We start from the raw sequence: 26,343 nt of genomic DNA, 5'->3' as shown, positions 1-26,343 counted from the left end.
TTTCTTATGAATTTGCGAAACGTATTTTTCTAGAGCGAATTATATGCTAAAATACGAGAGACGCAAGAATAGAGTGGAGGGAAGCCAATGGCAGACAAAAGAGATTATTATGAGGTCTTAGGTCTACAAAAAGGGGCTTCGGATGACGAAATCAAAAAAGCTTATCGTAAGCTTTCAAAACAATATCATCCAGACATCAATAAAGAACCTGATGCAGAAGCAAAGTTTAAAGAGATTTCTGAGGCCTATGAAATATTAAGTGATTCCCAAAAAAGAGCTGCTTATGACCAGTATGGTCATGCTGGTACCGATCCGAACTACGGAGGCGGTTATGGCGGTGGATTCGGCGGCTTTAACAGTGGCGGATTCTCCGGTGGCGGTTTTGGTGGATTTGAAGACATTTTCGAATCGTTTTTTGGTGGTGGAGGCGGCAGAGCAGCCAATCCTAATGCACCTCGACAAGGAGCAGACTTGCAATATGCGGTTGATCTTTCCTTTGAAGAAGCGATTTTCGGAGTGGAAAAAACTGTTCAATACAATCGTGAAGAAACCTGTCATACCTGCGGCGGGAACGGGGCAAAACCAGGTACTTCACCAGAAACCTGTCATAAATGTCATGGTGCAGGTACTATCAATGTTGAACGTCAAACACCGCTTGGTCGTGTAATGAGCCGTCAAACCTGTGATGTTTGTCATGGAACTGGGAAAGAAATCAAAGAACCATGTACAACCTGTCATGGTACTGGCCATGAAAAGAAAAAACATAATGTAAAAGTCAACGTGCCTGCAGGTGTCGAAGATGGACAACAAATGCGTTTATCTGGCCAAGGGGAAGCTGGAACCAATGGTGGTCCTTATGGGGACCTATACGTTGTTTTTCGTGTGGAAGAAAGTGATATTTTTGATCGTGACGGTTCAGAGATTTATTACGAGTTGCCGTTGAACTTTGTCCAAGCAGCTTTAGGAGATGAGGTCAATGTGCCAACCGTTCACGGGAATGTGAAGTTAAAAATCCCAGCTGGGACCCAAACAGGTACGAACTTCCGCTTACGCGGTAAAGGAGCACCTCGCTTACGGGGAGGCGGCAATGGCGATCAACAAGTCAAAGTGAAGCTGATCACACCTAAGAACTTAAATGAGGAACAAAAAGAAGCATTGCGGGCTTATGCAAAAGCTAGTGGTCATGAAACCACCGAACAACAACCAGAAGGGTTTTTTGATAAAATGAAAGATGCTTTTGGTGGGAAAAAGAAATAACAAGTAAATAATCCAATTCATGCCCTTATAAAACCATCAGTTTTATAAGGGCATGAGTGTTTGTATGGCTATAAATGTGCAGTATGTGCGAGAATCGAATCTTCTTGGCCATCTTTTTTTCTTTTCCTTTGAAATCGCTTGCTTAGTGTGTCACAATAAAAGTAGACCAATTGAAGGAGGAGATACAATGGAAAGAATATTTGCGAGTCCGTCACGATACGTTCAAGGAAAAGGAGTATTGAAGGATGGTTTATCTCACATTAAAGATCTAGGAAAGAAAGTGCTGCTTTTAACCGATGAAACAGTTTGGAAAATTGCCGGGGAAGATTTATTTGAAAATCTCAAAGCGGCTGATTTAGGTCCGGTAAAGGAAATTTTTGGTGGAGAAGCTTCTGCAAATGAAATCGATCGTATCGTCTCTAAAGCCAAAAGCGAATCCATTGAAGTAATTGCTGCATTAGGTGGCGGGAAAGCCATCGATACTGGGAAAGCTGTTGCGGATGAATTAAACATACCGATTGCTGTTTTGCCAACGATCGCTTCTACTGATGCACCAACTTCGGCACTTTCTGTTATTTATACAGATGAAGGTCGCTTTGAAAAATATCGTTTTTACAACAAAAACCCTGAACTTGTCTTAGTGGATACAGCCGTTATTGCGAAAGCGCCTGCCAAATTACTTGCAGCGGGTATTGCGGATGCACTAGCAACCTATGTCGAAGCACGCGCCGTTGCCCGAAGCCATAGTAAGAATATGGTGGGTGGTATTCAACCAATTGCCGGCATGGCAATCGCTGAAAAATGCGAAGAGATTCTTTTTGAGAATGCACTGAAAGCCTATCAAGCAAATAAAAAACAAGTCGTTACCGAAGCTTTTGAACAAATCGTGGAAGCCAACACTCTGTTAAGTGGTTTAGGCTTTGAAAGTGCTGGTTTGGCAGCAGCTCATGCGATCCATAATGGCTTGACAGCCCTTGAAGGAGACGTCCATGATTTGACTCATGGGGAGAAAGTTGCTTACGGGACACTTACACAATTGATGCTGGAAAACGCGGATCCTGATGAAATTGACCAATATATTGAGTTGTATCAGGCGTTGGAATTACCAACGACATTAGCTGAAATGCATCTTTCTGATGTTAGCGATGCAGAGCTTATGAAAGTCGGTAAACAAGCAACCATCGAAGGGGAGACGATTCACAATATGCCGTTCACGGTATCCGCAGAAGATGTTGTAGCCGCGATCAAAGCCGTGGATGCCTATGTGACTGCTTATTATCCTCTTTAATGTTATTTTATAAACGTTCATTGATCGATACTTGTTGATTAAAAAAAATATTTGACAAAAAAAAAGAGTCGTGCTATTTTGATAACAAGCAAATTAAAGGAGGGAACAAGACATGACGAACTTCAACACACAAACTACCTGTTGTTGTTGTATGGTGCAAAAAGCAGCATACCCATTTGTCATGCCTATTATTAGTTCCTTTGTCGCAGCAGATCGCTGATTTTTTTAGTGATTCGCTTCTATCCGGATAAGACGACATTTTTTTGGGGTACTGATGTAATAGTCAGTACCCCTTTTTGTTTGCTTTTTTTTACCGCTTTCAATGGCGACGGCTGATGATTGCAAGCCAAAATATGTATATGAAGCTTACAAGTTTTGCCTAAAAATCTGAATAAGGAGTCAAACGATGATCGTTAAAAATGTAAAAGAATTGATAGGGCATACCCCGCTCTTTGAATTTGATGCCGCAGCTTTAGGCGGAAAAAAGGGAAGTAAAATCTATGCGAAACTTGAATATTTAAATCCTGGTGGCAGCATTAAGGACCGCTTAGGAAAGTACTTGATCGATGAGGCATTTCGAGAGCGTACAATCAATCATGAGACAACAGTAATTGAACCGACAGCCGGAAATACCGGGATTGGCTTAGCTATTGCCGGGATCGAGCATGGACTAAAAATGATTTTTGTTATTCCGGAGAAATTCAGCATTGAAAAGCAGCAATTGATTGAGGCATTAGGCGCAACTATCGTTCATACACCAACGGAAGCTGGCATTCAAGGGGCAATCGAAAAAGCAAAGGAATTAGCAAAAGGACAGCCGAATAGTTTTATGCCATTGCAGTTTCATAATCAGAACAATCCTGCAGCCTATCAAGCAACATTGGGGCCTGAGATCTATCAGGAATTACATGGAAAAATTGACAGCTTTGTTGCAGGCGCTGGCAGTGGTGGTACTTTTGCGGGTGTCGCGACGTACTTAAAGAAGCAAAAATCAAGCACTCGTCTTGCTGTTGTTGAACCGGAAGGATCAATCTTGAACGGCGGTCCTGCCCATGGCCATGAGATTGAAGGGATCGGTGTTGAGTTCATTCCACAATTTTTTGACGATTTGCTTATTGATCAAATTTATACGATCAGTGATGCGGAAGGCTTTGCTTTTACTCGTTACTTGGCAAGAAACTATGGTTTGCTTGTTGGAAGTTCAAGTGGAGCGGCGATGGCAGCAGCAGTAAAAGAAAGCCTCGAATTACCAACTGGAAGCTCGATCGTTACCGTCTTTCCAGATGGAGGCGATCGCTATCTATCAAAACAGATTTATGCGGGTGAATCAGCAATCACCCCATTCATAGGAGGAGTAAACCATGCATTTTAATACAAAAGTAATTCACGGCGGTATCAGCGAAGACGAACTCACCGGTGCAGTCAGTGTGCCAATCTACCAAACATCTACCTATCGGCAAAATGCTCTTGGTCAGCCAAAGCAATATGAATACAGTCGTTCAGGCAACCCAACTCGTTTTGCCTTAGAAGAATTGATTGCGGATCTTGAAGAAGGCGCTCAAGGGTTTGCTTTTGCCTCTGGATTAGCAGCCACCCATGCGATCTTCACGCTTTTTCAGACAGGAGATCATGTCATTTTAGGAGATGACGTTTATGGTGGGACATTTCGTTTGCTTCATCAAGTATTAGAAAAAAGCGGGTTGACTTATTCACTTGTCAAAACCGATGATTTAGTTGCTATTGAAACAGCAATTCTTCCGGAGACCAAAGCGATTTTTCTGGAAACACCGACGAATCCGCTGTTAAAAATCACGGATATCAAATCGGTTGCGAGACTAGCTGCCCAGCACGATCTCTTGACGATCGTGGATAATACCTTTGCGACGCCATATTTTCAAAAGCCGCTACAATTAGGCGCAGATATTGTGATTCACAGTGCTACCAAGTATCTCGGTGGACACAGTGATGTAGTAGCTGGATTAGCGGTTGCCAAAGAGCCGCTAATCGCCGAAAGAATTGCCTTTTTACAAAACGCTATTGGCGGTGTATTGGGGCCTCATGATAGCTGGTTGATCCAGCGAAGCATCAAAACACTTGCTTTGCGGATGAAAGCACATCAAAACAATGCGATGAAAATTGCCCACTACTTACAAGCACATCAAGCTGTCGCAAAGGTTTATTATCCAGGATTGATTGACCATGAAGGTTATGATATCGCCAAATCACAGATGTCTGGGTATAGCGGTATGATATCTTTTGAACTAAACGATGAAACGAAAACAGCCGGCTTTGTTGAATCATTAAAGATTTTTACTTTAGCAGAAAGTTTAGGTGGGGTGGAAAGTTTGGTTGAAGTGCCAGCCGTGATGACTCATGCCTCAATCCCTAAAGAAATCCGCCAGCAATCAGGGATCAAAGATGGCCTGATTCGGTTGTCGGTTGGCATTGAAGACAGTGAGGATCTTCTGGCGGATTTAGAACAAGCGTTTGAAAAGGCAGGTAGCTAGTGATGGGCAGAGAGTTTATTCCAATTTTTTCTGACTGGGCAGCTGAGTACGATGAAACAGTTGCAGGTAAGGATGAAGAATATCGAGCGGTTTTTTTCAAATATGAACAGTTACTAGCTGAAATTGCTGAAAAGGCAGGTCGGTCTGTGGTAGAATTTGGTAGTGGAACTGGAAATCTAACACAAGCTCTACTTGATCAAGGGAAAAACGTGCTGGCAATCGAGCCATCGCCAGAGATGCGGCGGATCGCCAAGTCAAAACCCAGTCTTTCTAAAGTGACTTTTGTAGATGGTGATATGGAGATTTTTCCTGAAATCACGGATGTAATCGATACGATCGTTTCTACCTATGTTTTTCATCATCTTACGGAGGACGAAAAACAACGGGCAATCGGCAAATATGCGGCGATGCTGCCAAAAGGCGGGAAAGTGCTTTTCGGGGATACGATGTTTCTTTCCCTAGCCCGAAAAATGGAGCTAATCGATGAAGCGCGGCAAGCTGGACACCAGCGACTAGCCGCTGATCTGCAACGGGAGTACTATCCAGTTACTGCGGATATCGAACGATATTTTCGCCAACATGGGTTTACCAGTCGTTTTAAGCAAATCAATGAGTATGTTTGGCTTGTGGAATCACAAAAAGAGTAGGAGAGAAGTACAATGAAAATGAATGTTGAAAGCTTTAATTTGGATCATACGAAAGTCAAAGCACCTTATGTACGGGTTGCCGATAAAAAACAAGGAACAAATGATACCATCATCAAATATGATGTTCGTTTGAAGCAGCCGAACCAAGCACATATGGATATGGCAAGTCTGCATTCTTTAGAACATTTGACGGCAGAGTTGATTCGTAATCATGCAGATTATATCGTGGATTGGTCACCCATGGGATGCCAAACCGGCTTCTATCTGACTGTCTTGAATCATGACGATTATGAAGAGATTTTGACAGTCCTAGAAAAAACCATGAAGGATGTTTTGCAAGCAACTGAAGTACCTGCCAGCAATGAAGTGCAATGCGGTTGGGCGGCGAACCATACCTTAGAAGGTGCGCAAAAATTAGCGCAAGAATTTCTTGATGAACGTGACAATTGGTCGACCGTTTTTGCCTAAACAAAATAGAAGTAGAAAAAAGGTGCCTGCGTTTGTATTCGCGGACGCTTTTTTTGTTAATCCCGCAAAGAGAGGGGGATTCACTATTTTTCGTTTATGGTTCTACCGCTTGGACGGTGATGCCGACTCCATTCGGATTGTAGGTATGACTAATGTAAAACTCAAATCCTTCATGAACAAAGAAAAGTCTCCGAATGGCGCTAACGTCCCTGATGTGAGCATCTAAACCATACTGTACGATCAATGTCTCTTTGATCTCCTCAACATCAGCCTCTTTCTCGAATTGTGAGAAATCAATACCGAAAAATTCTGGGACATCAACCAATGTGATTTTCGCTAATCTTTCATTACCAGAATCATCAAAGTCAAAATCAAAGCTGATTTTGGACAGTTTGTCCCGTGAACCTAAAGGCACTCTTTTTGTCTCGAGAGCGCTGCTATCAACCATCATTGATAACAAATCAATGGCTGAATCAGGTAAGCGAGTGGTTACTTTTCTTACTTCATCAACCATTGCTCCTTGATCGGGAGAAAAAACTTTTCTAGTCTCTTCTGTGACGATCACATTTTCGCGGCGCCGCTTTCGGTTGATGGCACTGCGCTCTTGGTTTACCCGATCACTACGTTTGATGAGATCGAGGCCAAGATCGCTGATGGACTCAGGGGAAGCTCTTTCTTCCAGTAAAGCAGTTAAGTAATCGATCTCTAAAAACTGCTCGTAGGCAGCTGCCGGCTGGTTTTCGCTGTAGAAGAGGGCAGCGCCAAGCAAAAAACAACTGATACCCAAAGAAAGCAAAAGGCTTCTTCTGCTATGCTCCCGGATTTTTTTTCTAAGTCGACTCAGTTTCATTTGATCCTTCAACTCCCAAATTTTTTAGATGACTTCTGATAAAAGTGGTGATTGAATTTCATCATGCGTTTTACCAATATCAGTCACGTGAGATCGCTTAATGGATTACTCAATTTCTGATTCAGAAAACTGATCATGCCAGGCCACATCAGAAACGGTTCGGTTAATAAGAGTGACAATGATTGCTTCACCATCGGAATTGATCCAGGCATTGGATTCCACACCTACGACTGCTAGTCGCCAAGAGGGAAGGCCACCCATGGTTTCAAGAACTTGTTCGCAAGACATTCCTATTTGCAGTTGATGGAGCAAGTCTTTGTTGACTGTTCGATTCCACCGTCGCGGCAGCCCGATCTGCAATTGTTCACAATACGAAAATTGAGGGGCAGCTGTTTCGGTACTGCTCTGAGCTTGTGCAACGTCATCAGGAGAATGAGTTGTTTCTGATGCGGGTTCTGATGCATGGTTCTTAGTTCTGGAAGAAGAAGCTCTGGTTTCTGAATCAGTTGACAAAGGTTGAGAAGACGACGTTGCTTCTGGTGAAAAACTGCTATTGGTGTTGTCATCCATGATTTCGTCAATCAAGGTACAGCCAGTGAGAAAGAGGGAGAGTATCACTAGTGGGAAAAATAAAATGATGGTTTTCATAAGATAGGTTCCTCCAAAATGATTTTCTTGGCCTTCCTTTGTTATTTTAATGTTGGTTTTTTATTAGGAAAACCCCGTCATTTGCTATAAAATAAAAAAGAAAAACGTTTGTATACCTATTTTGGTTTGGAGGGAGTGTTGTTTAATAAGTGTAACATGTTGCTTCTGATCTGGCTACTTGATTTCAAATGTCCTTTCATGGTTTTAGTAAAATTAGTATCTGCAGCTTACGATGGTGAAAAGGAAATGTTATAATAGATTTAACTACTCAATAAAAATTTGCTATTTTAAAGGTGAACCCTGTTTACTCTTACCAGGTCAACAGGAACCAGCATACCGTTTGCTAAGAATTTATGTAAGGATTCATAACAAGGAGAGGAGGGAATGAAGATGAGCATCTTAAAGCAGTGGCAAGCAAAACGTCAAGCGAAAAAAGAAGCAAAAAAACAAGCGTTACGTTTAAAAAATGCGCAACTTCGTGCAGCAGGGAAAGAGCCATTGAAGGGTTGGGGAAAGATGGTTGATACTGGCGTCGGAGGGGCGAACAAAGCCAACCCTATCGATACAAAAGTATTTTTAGGTGAAAATCAAAAGCGGATTTCAGAAGAAACCAAACGAAAAAATCAATAAAAAAAAGACCTCTGCAAAAGTCCGAGAAAAGAGCTGTTGCAGAGGATTTTTTTAGATATTCAATACTTTGTCTAAGAAATCTTTCGTACGATCGTGCTTAGGGTTGGAAAAGATTTGCTCAGGTGTACCGTCTTCCAAGAAATTACCGCCATCAATAAACATCACACGGTTTGCTACTTCTTTGGCAAAGCCCATCTCATGAGTAACGATTACCATGGTCATTCCTTGTTTTGCCAAATCCTTCATAACATTGAGTACATCCCCAACCATTTCGGGATCGAGTGCGGAGGTTGGTTCATCGAACAGCATCACATCGGGATTCATGGCTAAGGCTCTAGCAATCGCCACCCGTTGTTTTTGTCCTCCAGATAGATTGTCAGGGTACATGTCTTTTTTATCAGCCAGACCTACCGTCTCTAATAAACGAATCGCGTTTTGTTCCGCTTCTTGCCGAGAAGCATTTTTTAGATCCATCGGGGCTAGAATGATGTTTTCTAAAACTGACAAGTGAGGGAAGAGATTGAAATGCTGAAACACCATGCCGATATGTTGACGAACAGCATTGATATTGGTGTTTTTATCCATCAGATGTGCGCCGTCAACGATAATATCGCCGCTGGTTGGTTCTTCTAAGCGGTTCAAACAGCGTAAGAACGTCGATTTCCCAGATCCTGAAGGACCGATCACACAAACGACTTCTCCTTCAGCGATTGAAACATTGATATTGTTCAATACGGTATTGTCGCCGTATTTTTTTACAAGACTTTCAACTAAGATTTTTTCTTTCATGCTATTTCACCTTCTTTTCTAAAACTTTTGCAAGTTTCGTTAAAGCTGTGATCACGACTAAGTAAATAATCGCGATGATCAAGTAGACATAGGTACTTTGTGTGGTTCGTGCAACGATGATTTTCCCGGTTTGCAATAATTCCACGACTCCGATAACCGAGATGATCGTTGTATCTTTCAACGAGATAACGAATTGGTTAACGAAAGATGGAATCATGATTTTGATCGCTTGCGGTAAAATGATTTTCTGCATTGTCCGAGTGTAGGTCATCCCCAAACTACGAGAGGCTTCCATCTGACCTTTTGGCACCGCGTTGATCCCACCACGGACGATCTCAGCGATGTAGGCACTGGCATTTAAGGTCAATGTAATGACCCCAGCAGCAAAGTCCGGAATCGTGATACCAATCGCATCGGAGAGGCCGAAGAAGATGAAGAAAGCCAATACCATCATAGGAATACCACGAATGATGTCAACATAGATCCCTGCTAAAACCCGCAATGCTTTGATTGGAGCAACACTAAATAGTCCAAAAATGATTCCGATCACTAATGCTAAGGCAAAAGAAATCAATGCTAGTAAAAGGGTATTCCACAATCCTTTTAACAAGACGTTATAGTTGTTGCTGATCAAACCAGTGATCGTTGATTCATCCACTCGTTTTTCTGTGGCAGATCCATCTTCAATGTATTTATTGATGATTTGATCGTACTCCCCAGTCCGTTTCATTTCTTTCAATGCTTCATTGAACATTTGGATCAGTTCAGGATTTTGGTCTTTTTTCACCGCAAAACCGTACTGACCACCAGATTCTTTTTCAATCGGTGTCACTAGTTTTTGTCCTTGGCTGATGGCATAACCAATCACTGGATAATCATCCATCATGGCATCAATTTGTCCGCCGTTAACAGCCGCATATAATTGATCGGCAGCATCATAATATTTGATCGAATAGCCATATTTCTCTTCGTTGGCGATCAAGAAGTCTGCACTTTCTGTCCCAACTTTTGCACCGACGGTTTTTCCATCTAAATCTTCATAGGATTTGATGGAATCATTGCCTTCTTTTACAGCAATCTGAATACCACTTTCAAAGTAAGAATCAGAAAAGTCATAGGATTGACGACGCTCATCAGTGATTGTCATCCCAGCGATCATCCCATCTGCTTGGTTACCATCCAACGCTTGCAAAGCTCCGGAAAAACCGATGAAATTGAATTCGATGTTGAACCCTTGCAATTCTGCCGCCCGGTTCATTAAATCAACATCGATCCCTACATACTCATTGTCTTCATTTTGAAATTCAAATGGAGCGAAGGCTGAGTCACTGGCAATTCGGTAAACATCTTTCTTTGGTTCGACTTTCACCATTTCACTAGTGCCTGCATCTGTATCAGACGTTGTGATGTAAGTATTGACGATTTCGTCGTATTTGCCGGAAGCTTTCATATTGGCTAAACCAGCGTTGAATTTTTCAAGGAGTTCTTGATTTTGGCCTTTTCTGACGGCAAATCCGTAAGAAGCGCCTTTTTCAGGTTCGCCGACAAGTTTCATTGGTTCGCCATTGTTGATAGCATAGCCAAGCACTGGATAATCATCAAAAGCGGCTGCCACAGTACCATTGCGTACAGCGCCATATAGTCCAGTAGCGTCATCATATAATTTGATGTCGTAGCCATATTGGTCTTTATTGCTTTCTAGAAAGCGGGCACTTTCGGTACCAACCTTTGCACCGACCGTTTCGCCTTCAAGATCCTCGTAGCTAGTAATACTGTCATTGTCAGCAGCTACTGCCATTTGAATCCCACTATCGAAATAAGGATCAGAGAAATCAAAGGTTTCTTTACGTTCATCTGTGATACTCATCCCAGCGATCATGCCATCTAACTGATTTGATTGCACGCCTTGAATGGAGGCGTCAAAACCTAAAGGACGTAAATCAACTGCAAAACCTTGATCTTCTGCGATCGCATTTAATAAATCTATATCGATCCCAACGTATTCATTATTTTCATTTTGGAATTCGAAAGGAGCAAATGTTAAATCTGTTCCTATCTTATACGTAGTTTCCTCCGCACTTGCTGACTTTACTGATAGCGTAAAAATGCTGATAATCAGCGCGATTAAAGCGAAGGACATGTGTTTTCTTTTCAAGAAAATTCCCCCTTTAGATATAACGTATTTATAGATTATATGGATTTTTTCTTCAACACACAAGTCTTTCTCTTTAAAAATATGACAAAATCGTTTAAACCTCACATCAGATGTTAGAAAATCAAACATGTTAAGTTATGCTTAATCGCATGAAACTTTCATAGCAAATGATGGCGAAAGTATGTTCGCTATGATATACTTATTTATGGAAAAGCGGCAGCGAGTTTTTCTTTTTTTGTTGTCGTTTAGAATAATCGAGGGGGAATTAAGATGATCGAAAGAACAACTTCCCATGAATTTGACTTAGTATCAAAATATCAACCAGCTGGGGATCAACCAGAAGCGATCCATCAATTGGTTGACGGGGTGGTCGGTGGAAAAAAAGCACAGATTTTGTTGGGAGCCACTGGGACCGGTAAGACTTATACGATTTCTAATCTAATCAAAGAAGTCAATAAACCGACATTGATCATTGCCCATAATAAAACATTGGCTGGACAATTATATGGCGAGTTTAAGGATTTCTTTCCAAATAATGCAGTCGAGTATTTTGTCAGTTACTATGATTACTATCAACCAGAAGCGTATGTTCCTTCCAGTGATACATACATCGAAAAAGACTCCAGTGTCAACGATGAAATCGATAAGCTCCGTCACTCGGCGACAAGTTCTTTATTAGAGAGAAACGATGTGATTGTTGTAGCTTCTGTCTCTTGTATTTTCGGTTTAGGTTCGCCGATCGAGTATGCAAGACAAGTTGTTTCTTTACGAGTAGGGATGGAAAAGTCTCGGGATCAACTATTAAAAGAATTGATCGAGATCCAATTTGAACGAAACGACATCGATTTTCAACGGGGGCGTTTTCGCGTGCGCGGCGATGTTGTGGAGATTTTCCCAGCTTCTCGTGATGAGCGAGCGTTGCGCATTGAGTTTTTTGGCGATGAAATCGATCGGATTCGTGAAGTTGATGCCTTGACGGGCGAGATCATGAGTGACACCGAACATGTGTCGATCTTTCCGGCAACCCACTTTGTGACCAATGAAGACCATATGGAACATGCGATCGCTTCAATCCAAAGTGAACTCGATGAACGACTGAAAGTTTTGCGAGCAGAAAATAAGCTGCTGGAAGCACAGCGTTTAGAGCAGCGAACCAACTATGATATTGAAATGATGCGAGAAATGGGGTATACCTCAGGGATCGAAAACTACTCTCGCCACATGGATGGACGAAAAGAAGGGGAACCGCCTTATACGTTATTGGATTTCTTCCCAGATGATTTTCTATTAGTAATCGATGAATCACACGTAACGATGCCCCAAGTTCGTGGGATGTATAATGGTGACCGTGCTAGAAAACAAATGTTAGTGGATTATGGCTTCCGTTTGCCTTCTGCACTGGACAACCGTCCGTTACGCTTGGAAGAATTTGAGAAACATGTCAATCAAATCGTCTATGTGTCAGCAACACCTGGACCCTATGAATACGATCAAACCGATACCGTCGTTCAACAAATCATTCGACCAACTGGTCTGTTAGATCCGGTGATCGAAGTACGACCGATCATGGGTCAAATTGACGACCTCGTGGGAGAAATCAATGAGCGAGTCGAGCGAAATGAACGGGTCTTTGTGACGACCTTGACGAAAAAAATGTCTGAAGATTTGACGGATTACTTCAAAGAATTAGGGATCAAAGTCAAATACTTGCACAGTGACATCAAAACATTGGAACGAACAGAGATCATTCGAGACCTGCGCCTCGGTGAATTTGATGTACTGGTCGGAATCAACTTACTGCGAGAAGGGTTAGACGTGCCGGAAGTTTCTCTGGTTGCGATTCTTGATGCCGATAAGGAAGGCTTCCTGCGCAGCGAACGCTCATTAGTCCAAACCATTGGACGGGCAGCCCGAAACTCTGAAGGAAAAGTAATCATGTACGCTGATAAAATGACTGATTCGATGCAGCGAGCGATCGATGAAACGGCGCGACGCCGAAGTATCCAAGAAGCCTACAACGAAGAACATGGGATCGTACCGAAAACCATTATTAAAGAAATTCGCGATCTGATCGCGATCACAAAAGTGGCAGAAGAGACCGGTGAATACACCACGACTTCTTATGAAGAACTGAGTCGTGAGGAAAAAGCAACCTTGTTGTTGAAGCTAGAAAAAGAGATGAAAGATGCTGCGAAAGCATTGGATTTTGAAACGGCTGCTACCTTAAGAGATACTATTCTTGAGCTAAAAGCTGCTGATTAGAAGGAGAAACACTATGGCAAATGATAAAATCGTGATCCATGGGGCACGGGCCCATAATTTAAAAAATATCGATGTGACGATTCCCAGAGACCAACTCGTTGTTGTTACTGGTCTTTCGGGTTCAGGGAAAAGTTCCTTAGCTTTTGATACGTTGTATGCCGAAGGACAACGCCGATATGTAGAAAGTCTATCGGCGTATGCCCGTCAGTTTTTAGGTCAAATGGATAAACCAGACGTAGATAGCATTGATGGACTTAGTCCAGCGATTTCTATCGATCAAAAAACCACCAGCAAGAACCCGCGATCAACAGTAGGGACGGTTACTGAAATCAATGATTATCTGCGGCTTCTTTACGCTAGAATCGGTCACCCGATTTGTCCAAATGATCACATCGAGATCACTAGTCAGTCGGTTGAGCAAATGGTGGATGAAGTTTTGGTATTACCAGAACGTACCAAGATCCAATTGTTGGCACCGATCGTTTATCAAAAGAAAGGGCAGCACAAAAAAGTCTTCGAACGTATCCAAAGAGAAGGCTATGTAAGGATGCGCGTAGACGGTGAAGTCTATGATGTTTCTGAAGCGCCTGAATTAGAAAAAAATAAAAAGCACGATATTGCCATCATCATCGACCGGATTGTTGTGAAGGAAGGCATACGTTCACGCCTGTTTGATTCTTTTGAAGCGGCATTACGGTTAGCGGACGGCTATGCGGTAGTCGATGTGATCGGCCAAAAAGAAATGCTCTTCAGTGAACATTATTCTTGTCCTTATTGCGGTTTTACGGTTGGAGAATTAGAACCACGCCTCTTTTCATTCAACGCGCCTTTTGGTGCTTGTCCAGACTGTGATGGTCTTGGCGTGAAGCTAGAAGTCGATGTCGACTTAGTGATTCCCGATCAAAGCAAAACGTTGCGTGAAGGCGCACTATTGCCATGGAATCCAATCAGTTCACAATATTATCCGCAAATGCTGGAACAAGCCTGTCAAGAATTCAATATCGATATGGACACACCATTTGAAGAATTGCCAGAAGAACACAGAGATATTATCTTGAATGGTTCGAATGGGGAGATGTTCCATTTCCATTATGAGAATGATTTTGGTGGGGTGCGTGATGTTGAGGTCGCTTTTGAAGGGATCTTACCAAATATCAAACGCCGTTATCATGAAACCAACTCTGATTTTACCCGTGATCAAATGCGTTTGTATATGACAGAGTTGACTTGTAAAACCTGTCATGGCTATCGCTTGAACCCTCAAGCGCTGTGCGTGCAAGTCAATGGGAAGCATATTGGTGAAATGAGTGAGATGGCGATCAACAATGCCTTGAACTTTGTCGAAGAATTGAAACTAACGGAACAAGAGCAAATGATTGCACGTCCGATCGTGAAAGAAGTCGATGATCGTTTAAGCTTCTTAAAAAATGTCGGATTGGACTATTTGACCTTGAGTCGTGCGTCAGGCACACTCTCTGGTGGGGAAGCGCAACGAATTCGCTTGGCAACACAAATCGGCTCCAATTTGTCTGGGGTGCTTTACATTCTTGATGAGCCATCGATCGGTCTTCACCAACGAGACAATGATCGCTTGCTAGATTCATTGCGGAAAATGCGTGATCTCGGGAATACCCTGATTGTCGTTGAGCATGACGAAGACACGATGCGGGCAGCAGACTACTTGATCGATGTTGGTCCGGGTGCAGGACATGCAGGTGGCGAGATCGTCGCTGCAGGCACTCCCGATGAAGTCGCTGCCAATGAGTCTTCTTTAACAGGTCAATACTTATCTGGAAAACGAGAAATCCCAACACCGACGGAACGCCGCAAAGGCAATGGTGAAAAGATTCGTGTGACCGGTGCCTCTGAGAATAACTTGAAAAACATTTCGGTCGATTTTCCATTAGGAAAGTTCGTCGCAGTTACAGGGGTCTCTGGCTCTGGTAAATCAACATTAGTCAATGAAATTTTGAAAAAAGCCTTGGCGCAAAAAATCAATCGGAATTCGAACAAACCTGGCCGCTTTAAAACCATTACTGGTTATGAAGCTATTGAGAAATTGATCGATATCGATCAGAGCCCGATTGGTCGGACACCTCGAAGCAATCCGGCAACGTATACCAGTGTCTTTGATGACATTCGTGATTTATTTGCTAAAACCAATGAGGCGAAAGTCCGTGGTTATAAAAAAGGCCGCTTTAGTTTTAATGTAAAAGGTGGACGCTGTGAAGCATGTAAAGGGGACGGAATCATCAAGATCGAGATGCACTTCTTACCTGATGTCTACGTACCTTGTGAGGTTTGTCATGGCAAACGTTATAACTCAGAAACGTTAGAAGTTCATTACAAAGGAAAAAATATTTCGGAAATCTTAGATATGACCGTGGAAGATGCAGTGGAATTTTTCCAACATATTCCCAAAATCCATCGAAAATTGCAAACGATCGTCGATGTCGGTTTAGGTTATGTCACTATGGGACAACCAGCGACTACTTTGTCTGGTGGGGAAGCGCAACGGATGAAGCTTGCCAGTGAACTGCACAAAAATTCCAATGGCAAGAGTTTTTATATCTTAGATGAACCGACGACTGGTCTGCATACGGATGATATTGCCCGTTTGTTGAAAGTTTTGGAACGATTTGTCGACGCTGGCAACACCGTTTTAGTGATCGAACACAACTTGGATGTCATCAAATCAGCGGACCATGTGATTGACCTAGGTCCAGAAGGTGGCGAAGGCGGTGGCACGATCATTGCAACTGGTACACCAGAAGAAATTGCTGCGGTTTCAGACAGCTACACCGGTCATTATTTGAAAAAAGTCCTTTAAGCAGATGAAAAAGCACTCACTTTTTCACTTGTCTGTCAATAGGTTTCGCTAAAGTTTAAGGAAGCGTGAAATATCTGCAAATTTCATGATAAGGGCTTGAAATCAAAATTTTATTTGATAGAATAGCAATAGGTATACGTATATTCGCATTGAATAAACTGCCTATAAGTTCTATCCGTTCAAAGTGGGAGAAAGCAATCAAAGATAGATACTTTGATTGCTTTTTTCTTTGTGGTATTATAATGCTATTGTAATCAAACGAAACGAGAGCGGTCGTTTTTCGTATTCAAAAGAGAGAGTGATTTTTGATGAGTCAGGAAAATTTTCTTCCCATATTATTAGGAAGCGATATGAATGTTTATGGTATGGCCAGAGCGTTCCACGAAGCATATGGTATTCAATCAGTTGCCTATGCAGGCGCCGAACTTGCACCAACCCGCTTTAGTAAAATTGTAAAAATCAATCAAGTGGAAGGTTTTGACCATGATCCCGGATTCACTGAGACGTTGATCAAGTTAGGAAAAAATACTTACAATGATCCTGCAATGAAATATTTGTTGATTCCTTGCGGCGATGGTTATGCGGAACTGTTGGCGAAGCATAAAGAAGAATTGGCGCCCTATTATACCTTTATCGCTAACGATTATTCTTTACTAAAACGGTTGATCAACAAAGTCAGCTTTTACGAAGTCTGCGAGGAATATGGCTTGCCTTATCCTAAGACCTTCATTTTAACGCCTGAACTGTTGACGGAAGGAACGTTCAAAGGAGAGCTGCCTTTTGATTTTCCTGTGGCATTGAAACCGGCAAATAGTGTAGCATGGCTGTCAGTTGATTTTGAAGGACGCAAAAAAGCCTTTATTATTGATAATCGAATAGAATTTGAAGAAATCGTTTCTCGCATTTATCAAGCGGGTTATCAATATGAAATGATCGTCCAAGATTTTATTCCCGGTGATGACAGCAACATGCGGGTTTTAAATGCCTATGTTGATGAGAATCACGAAGTTCGCGTGATGGGCTTAGGTCATCCTTTACTGGAAGACCCAACCCCTGGCGCTGTTGGGAATTACGTAGTGATCATTCCAGACGAAAATGATCAAATTTATCAAATGATCCGTAAGTTTTTAAAAGAGATCGAGTATGTTGGATTTGCCAATTTTGACTTGAAATATGATGCGCGAGACGGGCAATATAAACTATTTGAAATCAACTTGCGTCAAGGAAGAAGCAGTTTCTTTATTACCTTAAGCGGATTGAATTTGGCAAAGTTTATCACTGAAGATTTAGTCTTCGAAAAACCTTACACAGAAACGGTTTATGGCAAAGCTGACGCGCCGGAGGCGAAATTATGGCTAGGTGTACCAAAAAACATCTTCTTGACTTACGCAAAAGAAAATCCTGCGAAAGAACGAGCAAAAAAATTATTAGCAGACAATCGCTGGGGAACGACCGTCTTTTATAAAGAAGACTTATCGCTGAAGCGTTGGATTCTATTAAAGAGAATGTTCCATCTATACAACAAACGATTCAAAACGTATTTCCATACGAAAGAAGGCTAGAAGATGGAGAATTTTTTTAGTATTTTAGGTGGCATGGGAACGTTAGCGACGGAAAGTTTTGTCCGTATTTTAAACCGACGGACACAGACCCATAAAGACCAAGATTACTTGAACTATGTTTTATTCAATCATGCGACAGTCCCGGATCGGACGGCATATATTTTAGACAATACGTTAGAAAACCCTGTTCCTTATTTAATGGACGACATCGAAAAACAAAATTTATTAAAGCCAAATTTTATTGTGTTGACTTGTAACACAGCGCATTATTTTTTTGATGAGTTGCAAGCGGCTACTGAGATTGAGATTTTGCATATGCCTCGTGAGGCAGCGAAAGTCGTTTTTGGAAAAGGCGTCACTGGAAAAGTGGCCTTTCTTGGGACAGAAGGCAGTGTCAAAGCCGGCATCTATGAGAAAGAATTGCGCCAGTTGGGACTTGATGTCTATCTCCCAGAGCCAGCGATCCAAAAAAAGGTCAATACATTGATCTATGATCGAATCAAAGAAAATGATCATCTGGATCAAGAACTTTACTTTGAGATACTGGAAGAAGTCACCGAACGCATCGGCTGTGAAAGCGTAGTACTTGGATGTACCGAGTTATCCTTGATGGATGAATTTGTGACTGACAATCCTTATCCAGTCGTGGATGCCCAATCCATTTTAGTTGATCGGACGATTGAAAAAGCATTGGCAAATCGCCAAGCAATCTAAAGCTGATAGCGACGTTAGCGGCATTTTTTGAGCTAACGTCTTTTTTTATGCCGGTGTTCCAATGATACGCCCGGCATGATATAATAGAGTTGTTTCAGAAAGGAGTTTTACCTATGACTGAAGTGGATCATTTAGAATTGGTCATTATTACTGGGATGAGCGGAGCCGGCAAAACGGTCGCGATCCAGAGTTTTGAAGATATGGGGTACTTTTGTATCGACAATATGCCCCCAAGCTTGATCCCTAAATTTTGGGAACTGATCAAAGAATCAGGAAAAGTGACAAAAATTGCCTTAGTTGTCGATCTGCGTTCAAGATCGTTTTTTGAAGAAATCCAAAGTATGCTGATCGATATTGAAAACACGAATTTTATCGACACACGGATGCTCTTTTTAGATGCATCGGACAATGAATTGGTGTCAAGATACAAGGAAACGAGAAGAGCACATCCATTAGCGATGGATGGCTTAGTTACGGAAGGCATTCGCAAAGAGCGAGCGATCTTAAACGATTTGAAGACGCGTGCCAGTATTGTTATCGACACAACGACGTTGACCCCACGGCAACTGAGAGAAAAAATCAATCAAGAATTTCGTGCTTCTCATGAGACAGGGTTTCGTATTGAAATACTTTCGTTTGGCTTCAAGTATGGCTTGCCGATCGATGCTGATATCGTGATGGATGTTCGTTTCTTACCGAATCCCCATTACATTCCAGAGTTGCGTCCTTTAACGGGTAAAGATGAACCCGTGTATGATTACGTCATGTCTTTTCCAGAAACGGAAGAATTCTATCAGCAATTTAGTACACTGTTGCAAACGATCATGCCAGGCTATGTCAAGGAAGGCAAAAGCAGCTTGACGGTGGCTATCGGCTGTACTGGGGGTCAACACCGTTCGGTTGCATTATCGGAGCGCATCGGGGCGGTTTTGGCAGAAGACTATCGCGTCAATATTACTCATCGCGACAAAGATAAGCGCAAAGAGACGGTGAATCGTTCATGAAAATGAAAACGTACCGGATCAGAAAGCCGAAGATCGTTGTGGTAGGTGGCGGAACTGGGTTACCAGTCATCCTGAAGAGCTTGCGGAATCAAGGTGTAGACATCACAGCGATCGTTACGGTCGCTGATGATGGCGGTAGCAGCGGCGAGATCCGCAATTTGGTTTCCTCTATTTCACCACCGGGGGATCTGCGCAATGTTCTGGCGGCTCTATCTGATATGCCGCAATTGTATAATGATATTTTTCAATACCGTTTTAAAGCGGAAGACAAATTTTTAGCCAATCATGCCCTTGGGAACTTGATTATTGCGGCGATTGCTGAAATGCGTAGCAGTACCTATGAAGCCATTCAAATTTTGTCGAAAATCATGCATATCGATGGACGAGTATATCCTTCCTCAGATCTGCCATTGGTGTTGCACGCTATTTTTAAAGACGGCACCGAAGCGGTAGGAGAGTCCAAAATCGCGGTTGATCGCAAAACGATCGAACGGGTCTTTGTTCGTAATCAAGAAAATAATGATGAGCCGAAAGCAGCTCGTAAAGTTGTTTCATCAATTATGGAGGCAGATATGATCGTCTTGGGTCCTGGTAGTCTCTTTACTAGTATTTTGCCCAATCTCATGATCAGCGAGATCGGCCAAGCAATGTTGGAAACACAAGCTGAAACGGTTTATATTTGTAATATCATGACCCAAAAAGGTGAAACCGAACACTTTAGTGATGCCGACCATGTGAGAGTCTTGCATAAGCATTTAGGCAAACCCTTTATTGATACGGTGTTAGTCAACACCGAGAAAGTTCCAGAAGGATATATGGACCCAGAGATTTATGATGAATATCTTGTACAAGTGAAACACGATTTCCAAGGACTGCGAGAAGAAGCCAGCCGTGTCATTTCAGCTGACTTTCTGGAGCTTAGAGATGGCGGAGTTTTTCATGACGGAGATAAAGTGATTGAAGAACTTCTACGTATCGTTTACGGGGCCAAAATCTAAGAAAGGAGGGATTTTTTAATGTCCTTTGCAGCAGAAGTAAAAAAAGAATTGACTGCATTAGAAGTTCATCGCGAACATGCCAAGGCAGAACTGGCAGCTTTGATTCGGATGAATGGGTCATTAAGTATCAACAACCAGCAATTTGTTTTAAACGTTCAAACAGAAAACGCGGCGATTGCCAGACGCATCTACTCTTTACTAAAAGATCATTACGACGTGCGCAGCGAGTTGCTGGTCCGTCGCAAAATGAAATTAAAAAAGAACAACGTCTACATCGTTCGTTTGAAGCAAGAGACAAAACGCGTGCTTTTGGACTTAGATATCATGGACGGGCTGATGTTTCAAAGCCATGTTTCTGATGAGATCATGGGCAATACTCAAAAAATGCGTTCCTATTTACGAGGGGCTTTCATGGCATCAGGATCGATCAACAATCCAGAAACTAGCCGCTATCACTTAGAGATTTATTCCATCTACGAGGAGCATAACCAAGATATTTGCGATATGCTAAACGCATATGGTTTGAATGCCCGTGCATTAGAACGTAGAAATGGGTATATTTCTTACTTGAAAGGCGCTGAGAAAATCGCTGATTTTTTGACACTGATCGGCGCCACCAATTCCATGTTGAAATTCGAGGACGTGCGGATCGTGCGAGACATGCGTAACTCAGTCAACCGTTTGGTGAATTGTGAAACCGCCAATATGAACAAAACGATCGATGCTGCTTCGAAGCAGATCGACAATATCGAGTTTATTCAAGATCGAGTTGGCTTGCAAGCTCTACCTGAAAAGCTGCAAGAAATCGCCGAATTACGTTTGGAACATCCCGAGGTCAGCTTGAAAGAGCTAGGAGAAATGATTCCATCAGGAGCGATCTCGAAATCAGGGATCAATCATCGCATTCGAAAAATCAACGAATTTGCCGATCATCTTCGTGAACAAGTCAGCTAGTCGAATGGAATAAAAATGAATCAAAAGAGCAGGAGCAGATTTGACGTGGATGTTCGCGTCAAATCTGCTCCTGCTCTTTTATTTGTGGTTACTCATTGATCAATGCAGTTAATTCCTCAGCAGTGATCGATTCATCAAAAATGTGCCCATCTAAGATAATCGTTGGCACAAATTGAATGTTGGCGTTTTTCGCTTCTTCCACAATTTCTCCGGCGATCGCAGGATGATTTTGTTCAGATAGCCCTAAGGTATTTTTCGCATATTCTGCCACTTCATTTAAAGATAAATGACCCCATTCGTCTTGTGTTTGATAAATTTTTGTAATCTCAGCGATCGTTGCCTGAGGATCTGTACTGGAAACAAACCGATGCATCACATTGCCTCGTTGCAATGATTCTTTTTCTTTGTCGAATAATTTGATGACACGGCGTAGTTTCCCAGCTGTGACAGCTTCACTTAAGGTCGGTAACGATTCCTCAAACCATTGCCGACAATAAGGACAACGCAAATTCATAAATTCGACGATCGGTTTAGCGGAAGGGTCTCCGATATGTATCCCTGTTACCGCATTTGTTTCTTGTGCTTTGATTATTGAAATATCCATTAAGATTCCTCCTTTTTCTTTTAGTTTACCGAAGTTTCTACTGAAAGAAAAGCCTCAGGTCTTTTGATCCGAGTCTGTGAAATGAGGAGGGAAATTAGCTAAATACTATGTATTTCGTTTCACGAAATAAAGAAAATTACCCAGCCGGTGCTTTTATATTCCTTGATTTTCAGCTATAATGAATTGTGTTTTATTGTGCAAAATGATGATTAAAGGAAGTTATATAGATGAGAAAAAGAAAAACAATGGATGGCAATACGGCAGCTGCCTATATTTCCTATGCCTTTACGGAACTTGCGGCGATCTATCCGATAACCCCTAGTTCAACCATGGCTGAATTAGTGGATCAGTGGTCTGCTCAGGGAAAGCATAATCTTTTTGGGCAGCCGGTGAAAGTGGTTGAAATGCAATCTGAAGCAGGGGCGGCGGGTGTGGTTCACGGCTCATTAAAAACCGGCGCCTTAACGACGACCTATACAGCATCTCAGGGACTTTTGTTAATGGTACCAAATATGTACAAGATTGCTGGGGAAATGCTGCCAGGCGTCTTTCATGTCGCCAGCCGAGCAGTAACAACCAATGCCTTGAATATTTTCGGAGATCATACCGACGTAATGGCCACTCGACAAACAGGCTTTGCTATGCTAGCGGAAAGCAGTGTTCAAGAAGTAATGGATTTAGCGCCAGTCGCTCATTTAGCAGCAATTGAAGCCAACATTCCATTTTTAAACTTTTTTGATGGTTTCCGAACCAGTCACGAGATTCAAAAAATCGAGGTGCTGGACTATGAAGAACTCGCACAACTGGTTAATCATGAAAAGTTGGCTGCTTTTCGTCAAAAAGCGATGAATCCGAATCACCCAACAACGAGTGGGACGAATCAAAATCCTGATATCCATTTTCAACAGCGGGAAACGATCAATCAGCACTATCAAACATTGCCTGAGATCGTTCGTTTTTACATGAAGAAAATCAATGCTTTAAGAGGAACCAACTATGATTTAGTGGATTATTATGGTGCTGCGGACGCCGAAGAAGTTATCGTTTCGATGGGGTCCTCGACGCAAACGATCCAGCAAACGGTGGATCATTTGTGCGCTTCTGGACGCAAGGTGGGAGTCTTGTCGATCCATCTGTATCGACCATTCCCATTAGAAGTCTTCTTAGAAAAAATGCCTGCTACCGTCAAAAGTATCGCTGTATTGGATCGCAGCAAAGAACCTGGTGCCAACGGAGAGTCTTTGCTTTTGGATGTGCAAAGTGCCATGTATGATGCAGCGATTCGGCCGACGATCATTGGTGGACGCTATGGTCTTGGGTCAAAAGATGTAACGCCTGATCAAATCGTTGCCGTTTATGACGAATTGATTAAGCCAAAAGCGAGCCAAAAGAAACGCTTCACCATTGGGATCACGGATGATGTGACGCAATTGTCGTTGCCCTCAAAAGGCACGCTAGATCTAACTGATCCATCCACCTTCCAAGCGAAATTCTGGGGATTCGGCTCTGATGGGACCGTTGGGGCGAATAAGTCAGCAATCAAAATCATCGGTGATCATACCGAAAAATATGTGCAAGGCTATTTCCACTATGATTCGAAAAAATCTGGTGGTCTAACGGTTTCCCATCTGCGATTTGGGGATACCCCCATTCGTTCTACCTATCTGATCGAACACGCGGATTTCGTTGCATGTCATACGCCTGCGTATTTGCATACGTATGATTTGCTGAAAGGACTCAAAAAAGGCGGAACCTTTTTATTAAATACGACCTGGTCACAAGAGCAAATTTTAAATAATCTACCGAAGAAGATGAAACGTTATCTTGCTGAAAACGAGATCCGTTTTTATACCATCAACGCCATGCAGTTGGCAATGGAAGTTGGCTTAGGTGGGCGGATCAATACCGCGATGGAAACAGCCTTCTTTTACTTGGCAAACATCATTCCGACCGAGGAAATCTTGCCGATTTTAAAAGAAGAGGCGCTGAAAAGTTATCGGCACAAATCGATGGCGATCGTTGAAAAGAACCAAGCAGCCATTGATCGCACCATCGAATTATTACAAGAAATCCCTGTTCCAAGCGAGTGGGCAACAATCGAAGTGCCGGAAAGGACATCCACTGCTATGACACAATTTGTGCGGGAAATCGTGGAACCCATCAACCGTCAAGAAGGCAATCAACTATCCGTCGGCACCCTCGTAAGGAACCAAATGACTGAAGGGGTGATCCCTGTCGGGACAACAGCGGTTGAGAAGCGGGGCATCGCTGTTGAAGTGCCTGAGTGGCTATCAGATCGCTGTACCATGTGCAATGAGTGTGCCTTCGTCTGTCCTCATGCGGCGATCCGCCCGTTTTTGGCAGATGAAGATGAATTAACCGAAGCACCGGAAGGCTTTATCGTCAGAGAGATGCGAGGAGCGAACGGCCAAAAATATCGAATTCAAGTTTCCGTTGAAGATTGTACAGGTTGCGGCCTTTGTGTGGAGGCATGTCCCGCCAAAGGGAAAGCCTTGACGATGCGTCCTTACGAAGAACAAAAAGAGCAAGCTTTAAATTGGGCTTTTGCGATGACTTTACGCCAAAAGGAAAATCCAGCAAAACCAGGAACTGTTTTGGGCTCCCAATTCAATAAGCCCTTATTGGAGTTCTCTGGTGCTTGTGCGGGCTGTGGGGAAACCCCTTATGTCAAACTTCTGACCCAAATGTTTGGTGATCGCATGATGATCGCCAATGCGACCGGCTGCTCTTCGATTTGGGGTGGAACCTCACCAGTATCCCCTTATACAACCAATCACTTAGGACAGGGTCCAGCTTGGTCAAACTCGCTGTTTGAAGACAATGCCGAATATGGCTATGGCATGTTCTTAGCCAACCAAACCCGACGGGAGAAATTAGCAGCCCAGTTGCAGTCATTGAAAGCCGCTGTATCAGAAGAATTGCAGGCTTTGATTGATGATTGGGACCTTCATCGAGAAGAAAGTGCTGGGACACAGCAGCGAGCAGCAAAATTGATCGCCGCCTTAGAAGCTGAGGCTTCCACGACACCTCAGCTGAACAAAATTCTGCAGGAAAAAGATTTGTTTGTTAAGCCAAGCCAATGGATGATAGGTGGCGATGGCTGGGCATATGATATTGGGTTTGGCGGTATCGATCATGTTCTCGCTTCTGGTGCAGATGTCAATATTCTTGTGTTAGATAATGAAGTTTATTCCAATACGGGGGGGCAAGTCTCCAAAGCGACACCAACTTCGGCTATTGCTAAATTCGCTGCTAGTGGCAAGTTTGTTTCCAAAAAAGATTTAGGAATGATGGCGATGACCTACGGACATGTCTACGTCGCACAAATCGCATCTGGTGCTAATCAAATGCAAACGATCAAAGCCTTTGAAGAAGCCGAGCGGTTCCCGGGACCGTCAATCATCATTGCCTATACGCCATGTATCACTCACGGTCTTGCTGGCGGAATGCGTCAATCCTTGAAAGAAGCGCAAGAAGCAGTTGCATCAGGGTATTGGAGTCTCTACCGCTATAACCCGCTGTTGGCAGAAAATGGGAAACAGCCAATGACGCTCGATTTCAAAAAGCCAGCATTTGATCAAATGCCTGCCTTTATGCAGACCCAAGTCCGATTTGCTTCCTTGCAGTCTGCCAATCCCAATGCGGCGCAAGCCTTGTTTGAAAAAACCGTTTCAGATGCGAAAACTCGTTTCTATAACTATGCCCGCTTAGCAGGTCAAGAAGAAAAAATTCGAGCAAAGCTTGAAAAAAATGTAAGTACTGATACAGAACAACCAATGGCAGTAAAAACGGAGCGTGTGCGAAGAGAAAAACAGCCGTTAAGCGAAGAACAGCTCGCTGAAAGAGCAGCACGGCGTGCAGCGCGCGCAAAACGTCGTCAGCAAGAATAATCGCTAGCTGAGGAACGACCCTGGAAAAACGCTTTATCACGTTTTTTCAGGGTCGTTTGTTGTTTTTCCTATGAAATGCGTGCAAGAAGCTCTTTTAGATGAAATCTTCTAAGACCTTTGACAAACAATGATTTCATGATAATGGTAAACTAAATAAAAGAGCTGTTTATTTTTTCAAAACTTTTTCATAAATTTGTTTTTTTTCAAATCTTTGAAGAGGTCCTATGTTATACTATTATCTGAAGTCTTAAGAATAAAGGAAGGC

20 protein-coding genes are annotated in these 26,343 nt (G+C 42.6%); 15 read left to right on the top strand and 5 right to left on the bottom strand.

Annotation, left to right across the window (positions count from 1 at the left end; translation table 11 throughout):
- Positions 1-87: 87 nt before the first annotated feature.
- From dnaJ to CXM95_RS09750, 6 genes are all read left to right on the top strand, one after another.
- On the top strand, positions 88-1,257 hold the full coding sequence (gene dnaJ, locus CXM95_RS09775; protein ID WP_005235650.1) for a molecular chaperone DnaJ: 1,170 nt from the start codon (positions 88-90) through the stop codon (positions 1,255-1,257).
- 187 nt (positions 1,258-1,444) lie between these two features.
- The gene (locus CXM95_RS09770) at positions 1,445-2,545 is read left to right on the top strand and encodes a glycerol dehydrogenase (protein ID WP_008382170.1); all 1,101 of its coding nucleotides are present in this window, start codon (positions 1,445-1,447) and stop codon (positions 2,543-2,545) included.
- A 406-nt stretch (positions 2,546-2,951) separates the two neighbouring features.
- A complete protein-coding gene (locus tag CXM95_RS09765) occupies positions 2,952-3,917 on the top strand; it encodes a PLP-dependent cysteine synthase family protein (protein ID WP_101699075.1) in 966 nt (321 codons plus the stop codon).
- The gene (locus CXM95_RS09760; protein WP_101699074.1) at positions 3,907-5,052 is read left to right on the top strand and encodes a cystathionine gamma-synthase; all 1,146 of its coding nucleotides are present in this window, start codon (positions 3,907-3,909) and stop codon (positions 5,050-5,052) included. The genes CXM95_RS09765 and CXM95_RS09760 overlap by 11 nt, the downstream gene beginning before the upstream one ends.
- Positions 5,053-5,054: 2 nt before the next feature.
- Complete coding sequence (locus CXM95_RS09755; RefSeq protein ID WP_101699073.1) at positions 5,055-5,699, top strand: class I SAM-dependent methyltransferase; 645 nt, start codon at positions 5,055-5,057, stop codon at positions 5,697-5,699.
- A 12-nt stretch (positions 5,700-5,711) separates the two neighbouring features.
- A complete protein-coding gene (locus tag CXM95_RS09750; protein WP_008382180.1) occupies positions 5,712-6,167 on the top strand; it encodes an S-ribosylhomocysteine lyase in 456 nt (151 codons plus the stop codon).
- Between the two features lie 94 nt (positions 6,168-6,261).
- Here CXM95_RS09750 and CXM95_RS09745 read toward each other — a convergent pair whose 3' ends face one another.
- Positions 6,262-7,017: a Tat pathway signal sequence domain protein gene (locus tag CXM95_RS09745; RefSeq protein ID WP_101699072.1), complete on the bottom strand. Its 756-nt coding sequence runs from the start codon at positions 7,015-7,017 to the stop codon at positions 6,262-6,264.
- A gap of 105 nt (positions 7,018-7,122) precedes the next feature.
- Positions 7,123-7,665 (bottom strand): hypothetical protein, encoded by a 543-nt coding sequence (locus CXM95_RS09740; RefSeq protein WP_101699071.1) that lies wholly within the window; start codon positions 7,663-7,665, stop codon positions 7,123-7,125.
- Between the two features lie 390 nt (positions 7,666-8,055).
- On the opposite strand from CXM95_RS09740, the gene CXM95_RS09735 reads away from it, so the two are divergent.
- The gene (locus tag CXM95_RS09735) at positions 8,056-8,295 is read left to right on the top strand and encodes a hypothetical protein (protein WP_034878529.1); all 240 of its coding nucleotides are present in this window, start codon (positions 8,056-8,058) and stop codon (positions 8,293-8,295) included.
- Between the two features lie 51 nt (positions 8,296-8,346).
- Here CXM95_RS09735 and CXM95_RS09730 read toward each other — a convergent pair whose 3' ends face one another.
- A complete protein-coding gene (locus tag CXM95_RS09730) occupies positions 8,347-9,084 on the bottom strand; it encodes an amino acid ABC transporter ATP-binding protein (protein ID WP_101699070.1) in 738 nt (245 codons plus the stop codon).
- A 1-nt stretch (position 9,085) separates the two neighbouring features.
- Complete coding sequence (locus tag CXM95_RS09725; protein ID WP_101699069.1) at positions 9,086-11,239, bottom strand: amino acid ABC transporter substrate-binding protein/permease; 2,154 nt, start codon at positions 11,237-11,239, stop codon at positions 9,086-9,088.
- A gap of 270 nt (positions 11,240-11,509) precedes the next feature.
- On the opposite strand from CXM95_RS09725, the gene uvrB reads away from it, so the two are divergent.
- The 7 genes from uvrB (at position 11,510) to whiA (ending at position 21,563) form a co-directional block, all read left to right on the top strand.
- Positions 11,510-13,501 (top strand): excinuclease ABC subunit UvrB, encoded by a 1,992-nt coding sequence (uvrB, locus tag CXM95_RS09720; RefSeq protein ID WP_008382187.1) that lies wholly within the window; start codon positions 11,510-11,512, stop codon positions 13,499-13,501.
- Positions 13,502-13,514: 13 nt separating this feature from the next.
- A complete protein-coding gene (uvrA, locus tag CXM95_RS09715; RefSeq protein WP_086316183.1) occupies positions 13,515-16,331 on the top strand; it encodes an excinuclease ABC subunit UvrA in 2,817 nt (938 codons plus the stop codon).
- Positions 16,332-16,639: 308 nt separating this feature from the next.
- On the top strand, positions 16,640-17,893 hold the full coding sequence (locus CXM95_RS09710) for a carboxylate--amine ligase (protein ID WP_086299389.1): 1,254 nt from the start codon (positions 16,640-16,642) through the stop codon (positions 17,891-17,893).
- 3 nt (positions 17,894-17,896) lie between these two features.
- Positions 17,897-18,607, top strand: a complete 711-nt coding sequence (locus CXM95_RS09705) for an amino acid racemase (protein WP_101699068.1) — start codon at positions 17,897-17,899, stop codon at positions 18,605-18,607.
- A gap of 113 nt (positions 18,608-18,720) precedes the next feature.
- On the top strand, positions 18,721-19,611 hold the full coding sequence (gene rapZ / locus CXM95_RS09700; protein ID WP_005235675.1) for an RNase adapter RapZ: 891 nt from the start codon (positions 18,721-18,723) through the stop codon (positions 19,609-19,611).
- Entirely contained in the window at positions 19,608-20,609 is a 1,002-nt protein-coding gene (locus CXM95_RS09695) for a gluconeogenesis factor YvcK family protein (RefSeq protein WP_005235677.1), read from the top strand. The genes rapZ and CXM95_RS09695 overlap by 4 nt, the downstream gene beginning before the upstream one ends.
- 18 nt (positions 20,610-20,627) lie before the next feature.
- The gene (gene whiA, locus CXM95_RS09690; RefSeq protein ID WP_005235679.1) at positions 20,628-21,563 is read left to right on the top strand and encodes a DNA-binding protein WhiA; all 936 of its coding nucleotides are present in this window, start codon (positions 20,628-20,630) and stop codon (positions 21,561-21,563) included.
- 88 nt (positions 21,564-21,651) lie between these two features.
- Here the strand turns inward: whiA and CXM95_RS09685 are convergent, their stop codons facing one another.
- Positions 21,652-22,167, bottom strand: a complete 516-nt coding sequence (locus CXM95_RS09685) for a DsbA family protein (protein ID WP_005235682.1) — start codon at positions 22,165-22,167, stop codon at positions 21,652-21,654.
- Between the two features lie 227 nt (positions 22,168-22,394).
- On the opposite strand from CXM95_RS09685, the gene nifJ reads away from it, so the two are divergent.
- Positions 22,395-26,078 (top strand): pyruvate:ferredoxin (flavodoxin) oxidoreductase, encoded by a 3,684-nt coding sequence (gene nifJ, locus CXM95_RS09680; RefSeq protein WP_086299392.1) that lies wholly within the window; start codon positions 22,395-22,397, stop codon positions 26,076-26,078.
- The last annotated feature ends 265 nt before the right edge of the window (positions 26,079-26,343 follow it).

It is taken from the genome of Enterococcus sp. CR-Ec1 (genome assembly GCF_002850555.1).
Lineage (GTDB): Bacteria > Bacillota > Bacilli > Lactobacillales > Enterococcaceae > Enterococcus_D > Enterococcus_D entomosocium.
This window is presented reverse-complemented; position numbering and strand designations above follow the sequence as displayed.

Bases quoted from the DNA above. Each gene is read 5' to 3' on its own strand.
- dnaJ (WP_005235650.1), top strand. From the start codon at position 88: ATGGCAGACAAAAGAGATTATTATGAGGTCTTAGGTCTACAAAAAGGG.
- CXM95_RS09770 (WP_008382170.1), top strand. From the start codon at position 1,445: ATGGAAAGAATATTTGCGAGTCCGTCACGATACGTTCAAGGAAAAGGA.
- CXM95_RS09765 (WP_101699075.1), top strand. From the start codon at position 2,952: ATGATCGTTAAAAATGTAAAAGAATTGATAGGGCATACCCCGCTCTTT.
- CXM95_RS09760 (WP_101699074.1), top strand. From the start codon at position 3,907: ATGCATTTTAATACAAAAGTAATTCACGGCGGTATCAGCGAAGACGAA.
- CXM95_RS09755 (WP_101699073.1), top strand. From the start codon at position 5,055: ATGGGCAGAGAGTTTATTCCAATTTTTTCTGACTGGGCAGCTGAGTAC.
- CXM95_RS09750 (WP_008382180.1), top strand. From the start codon at position 5,712: ATGAAAATGAATGTTGAAAGCTTTAATTTGGATCATACGAAAGTCAAA.
- CXM95_RS09745 (WP_101699072.1), bottom strand. From the start codon at position 7,017: ATGAAACTGAGTCGACTTAGAAAAAAAATCCGGGAGCATAGCAGAAGA.
- CXM95_RS09740 (WP_101699071.1), bottom strand. From the start codon at position 7,665: ATGAAAACCATCATTTTATTTTTCCCACTAGTGATACTCTCCCTCTTT.
- CXM95_RS09735 (WP_034878529.1), top strand. From the start codon at position 8,056: ATGAGCATCTTAAAGCAGTGGCAAGCAAAACGTCAAGCGAAAAAAGAA.
- CXM95_RS09730 (WP_101699070.1), bottom strand. From the start codon at position 9,084: ATGAAAGAAAAAATCTTAGTTGAAAGTCTTGTAAAAAAATACGGCGAC.
- uvrB (WP_008382187.1), top strand. From the start codon at position 11,510: ATGATCGAAAGAACAACTTCCCATGAATTTGACTTAGTATCAAAATAT.
- uvrA (WP_086316183.1), top strand. From the start codon at position 13,515: ATGGCAAATGATAAAATCGTGATCCATGGGGCACGGGCCCATAATTTA.
- CXM95_RS09710 (WP_086299389.1), top strand. From the start codon at position 16,640: ATGAGTCAGGAAAATTTTCTTCCCATATTATTAGGAAGCGATATGAAT.
- CXM95_RS09705 (WP_101699068.1), top strand. From the start codon at position 17,897: ATGGAGAATTTTTTTAGTATTTTAGGTGGCATGGGAACGTTAGCGACG.
- rapZ (WP_005235675.1), top strand. From the start codon at position 18,721: ATGACTGAAGTGGATCATTTAGAATTGGTCATTATTACTGGGATGAGC.
- CXM95_RS09695 (WP_005235677.1), top strand. From the start codon at position 19,608: ATGAAAATGAAAACGTACCGGATCAGAAAGCCGAAGATCGTTGTGGTA.
- whiA (WP_005235679.1), top strand. From the start codon at position 20,628: ATGTCCTTTGCAGCAGAAGTAAAAAAAGAATTGACTGCATTAGAAGTT.
- CXM95_RS09685 (WP_005235682.1), bottom strand. From the start codon at position 22,167: ATGGATATTTCAATAATCAAAGCACAAGAAACAAATGCGGTAACAGGG.
- nifJ (WP_086299392.1), top strand. From the start codon at position 22,395: ATGAGAAAAAGAAAAACAATGGATGGCAATACGGCAGCTGCCTATATT.